Annotated in this window: 4 protein-coding genes; 3 read left to right on the top strand and 1 reads right to left on the bottom strand. The window is 67.7% G+C overall.

The features are described from left to right. Positions 1-435: 435 nt before the first annotated feature. The gene (locus GA0070560_RS27920; protein ID WP_170839625.1) at positions 436-663 is read right to left on the bottom strand and encodes a winged helix-turn-helix domain-containing protein; all 228 of its coding nucleotides are present in this window, start codon (positions 661-663) and stop codon (positions 436-438) included. Between the two features lie 359 nt (positions 664-1,022). Here GA0070560_RS27920 and GA0070560_RS27925 point away from each other — a divergent pair, with 359 nt between their 5' ends. The 3 genes from GA0070560_RS27925 (at position 1,023) to GA0070560_RS27935 (ending at position 2,921) form a co-directional block, all read left to right on the top strand. Beyond that, positions 1,023-1,316: a DivIVA domain-containing protein gene (locus GA0070560_RS27925; RefSeq protein WP_425412733.1), complete on the top strand. Its 294-nt coding sequence runs from the start codon at positions 1,023-1,025 to the stop codon at positions 1,314-1,316. Then, positions 1,313-1,579: a hypothetical protein gene (locus GA0070560_RS27930; RefSeq protein ID WP_091303112.1), complete on the top strand. Its 267-nt coding sequence runs from the start codon at positions 1,313-1,315 to the stop codon at positions 1,577-1,579. Before GA0070560_RS27925 ends, GA0070560_RS27930 begins: the two co-directional genes overlap by 4 nt. 112 nt (positions 1,580-1,691) lie before the next feature. Continuing rightward, positions 1,692-2,921 (top strand): hypothetical protein, encoded by a 1,230-nt coding sequence (locus tag GA0070560_RS27935; RefSeq protein ID WP_139131639.1) that lies wholly within the window; start codon positions 1,692-1,694, stop codon positions 2,919-2,921. The last annotated feature ends 424 nt before the right edge of the window (positions 2,922-3,345 follow it).

Consider the following 3,345-nt stretch of genomic DNA (forward strand, 5'->3'; position numbering starts at 1 on the left):
TCGCTACCGCGCCACCGTGCAGATCGCCGACATCCTCATCTGGCTACGCGCGAAACCCGATCGCCCCAAGCCATGATCCAGGAGACACGGCCTAGCGCGGCCTCGGGGAGGCTGTGTGGTGGCCCGGGTGCTCGCGGCCCTGGCCTTGGAGACTCCGAACCCGGGTGGCAGGTGCCGCCACGCGCAGCCGGTGGTCAACACGCACACCATCGCGGCGAACACCGCCGCGCCTCGATCGGTGGGGTGCCGCCGCCCTGCGGGCGTCGAGGCGGTGGCGGGACCAGCGGGGCGGCCAGGTCCTTACATTATGGGGCCGCCGAAAACGGCGTCATCCCACACGATTATCGGAATTTGCACAGCAACCTTCGATGCATAACGAGGCGGACAACAAGTGTCGGCAAGCGTGGCCACATGGTCCAGCACGGCCAGCCGCCATCAGCCGCAAGGGCCTTCAGCGACGAAGACGCCGCGACCAGGGCGGCCCACCAGCACACCCTGCTCCCGCAGGGCCGCCACAGCCCGGTGAATCGTCGAGACCGACACGTCGTAGTGGTCGGCCAACTGCTGGGTGGACGGGATCTTCGACCCGGGCTGAAACTCGCCCACCTCGATCCGCCTCAGCAGATCGTTGATCAACTCGTTCATGGTCGGCGGAATCGGCACGTGAAGGCCCCTTGCAGTCGGTTGGCCCTCCCAGTATCGAGCAACAGGTGAAACAGCGGCAATAACTGACGTGGGAGCGGCAGGCAGGAGAGTCAGCGAGGTTTGACAGGTAAGAGATAGTTGACAGAGGTGGCAGGTGTCGGTAGCGTCGCTCTCGGTGATGCGGTGCTGCTGCGGTCGGTTGGCGCCTCTCGTGCCGGTCTCGCATCGCCGTCGAGACCTCACACCCTCCGCGCTCCCCCGGCGCACCCTGCCGTCCTGCCTGGTCAGACGGCAGGGTGCGGTGGTCTCCGCCGATCGCAAGCGGCGGGGACCACCCTCCCCCACGACCCACGACCTCCCCGAAAGGCGGTCATCTCGTGCGCAACCTGCTCCGCCGGCTGACCCGCCGGCACCACGCTCCGCAACCACCAGCGCCGACCAACACGATGTCGGCAGGACCGCTGCGCCCCTGGCAGGTGCGGGATCGGTGCTTCAACGTGCGTCGGCACGGTCTCGACCCCGTCGAGATCCGCGACTTCCTGCACCGGGTGGCCGACGAACTCACCGTCGCGCAGACCGCCCTGGTCGCGGTGCAGGAGGAGAACGTACGGATCAAGAACGCGCTGCGTGCCTGGCAGAGCGCCCAGTCGGCGAACCGCCACTACCGATGACCGAGCGTTGGGTGATCCACCTGCCGGTCACCGCGCCGGACCTGCTCCGGGCCCGGATCTTCGCCCGGACGGCCGCCCGGGTGCTGGCCCGGCTCAGCGCCCGCGTCGAGCCGGGCGGGGTGACCGTCTCGGCCGAGGACCAGCAGGGCGTACGCCATTGGGTGTTCTGCGACCGGCCGCTGCCCGGCGGCGCCCGGTGTGCCCTGGCGGTCGACCACACCGTGCCCTGCTCACGGCGTGCGCTCTGGCTGCACCGCCCATGACTCGCATTGAAGGGCGCACCTGCCGCCGTGATGATCCGGCAACTGATCACGCCCGACTTCGCCGGCGCAGAACCGCCTCTTCGGTGTCCCGTTACTGTCGGAGCCGGCTGGCATGATCTCGGTGCTGGGGCGCGCGAAGCCGTGCGCGCACTGGCGATACCCATACGCGTCGAAGAAGCAGGAGAAAGACTACGTGACGCGGTCAGACAAGCGAGTGCCCCGACTGTTCCGAGCTGCGGCACCGCTGGCGGCCCTGCTGGTCGGGGCGATGCTCGCCAATCCGGCACCGGCCTCGGCCAAGCCTTTGAACCCGACGGTGAAGGCCACCGTCTGGGCGCACTCCCCCACCACCGCCGAATACCGGATCAGCGGCGGCTACACGGCCGTCACCGGCGGCGGAGACGTGCTCGTCCGTCGGACCGGCGTCGGGGCCTACAGGGTGACCCTGGAGAACGCGGCCCGCACTGTCGGCGGCGTGGCCCATGTCGTCGCCTACGGCAGTGACCCGGTCTTCTGCACGGTCGCCGCCTCCTACCCGTCGTGGAGCAAATGGGATCCGACGGTCGGGGACCATGTGATCCAGGTCCGCTGCTTCGACGCCACCGGCGCACCGGCGGACAACCGATTCGTCGCCACCTACACCAACGTCCGGAGCGCCGACCAGGCCCGGCTGCTGTACTTCACCACCGACCAGGCGGCACCGACCGGAGTGCGCACCATTCCGAGTTCCTTGAGCTACGACTCGACCGGGGCGCCGATCACCTACGAGCGGATCAGCACCGGCCGTTACAAGGTCAACTGGGGCCCGAACCCTTCAGGTCTGCCCGTCGTGCCCACCGTCCTGTGGCACGTCTCCACGTTCGCCAGCACTGCCGTGCACTGCCAGCCGGTCAACGAGGAGGTGTGGTGCGCAGACGGAGCGACCGGCATGTTGACCGACTCGCGCTTCACGATGACCCTGGGCAGGGTGACCGACCTGGTCGGTAACGTCACGGGCCCCCGGTTCAGCGCGTCCAACTTCACCGGCACCACCTACGACGGCAACCGAATGTGGCTCCACAGTTACAACACGGCCGTTTCGAACTACGGCTGGAACACGGTGGACGGGCTGCTCCTCGGGACCGGCCGCTATCAGCTCACCATTGAGCAGATGGCCACGCCCTACGGCACCGCCTTCGTCAGCGCCGCCGCGGCGAGCGATTCGCCACGCGGTTACTGCACCGTGGCCGGCTGGGGCGCCTCCGGTCTGGACGAGAGAGTTTTCGTCAACTGCTACGGATATGGTGGCGCACCGGCAAATCTGAACGTCAACATGTCGTTCACCACCTGGCCCGCCGCTTAACACTCTTGCCGGGGGTCGTGCTCACGGCTCGATGAGTGCTGCAACGCCCTTGCGTCAGTGCTGTGGTTGGTGGGTCAACCCCTGCTGGTCAGTGAGAACGGGACTCCTGGTAGATCGACTTGTGTCGAGCAAGAAGATCATGTCTCAGGAGTCCCGTTGCAGGGCCCGCTGCGATCCGGCGGCGGTGTGGCCGGTCAACCAGAACTGAGCAGTTCGCGCTCAGCGGCTCAGGGTGGTCTCCCGCGCCATGTGCGACAGCTTCTCCGGGTTGCGTACGGCGTAGATGCCGGCGATCAGGCCGTCCTCGATCCGCAGCGCCACCACGGTGTCCCCCGAGTTCCGCAGTTCGTAGGAACACAGGCCTGATCAGTTCTGGATCGCTGCTGGTCACGGGCTTGCGGATGCCTCACACCGGGCCTGCGGG

The organism is Micromonospora halophytica (genome assembly GCF_900090245.1).
Classification (GTDB): domain Bacteria; phylum Actinomycetota; class Actinomycetes; order Mycobacteriales; family Micromonosporaceae; genus Micromonospora; species Micromonospora halophytica.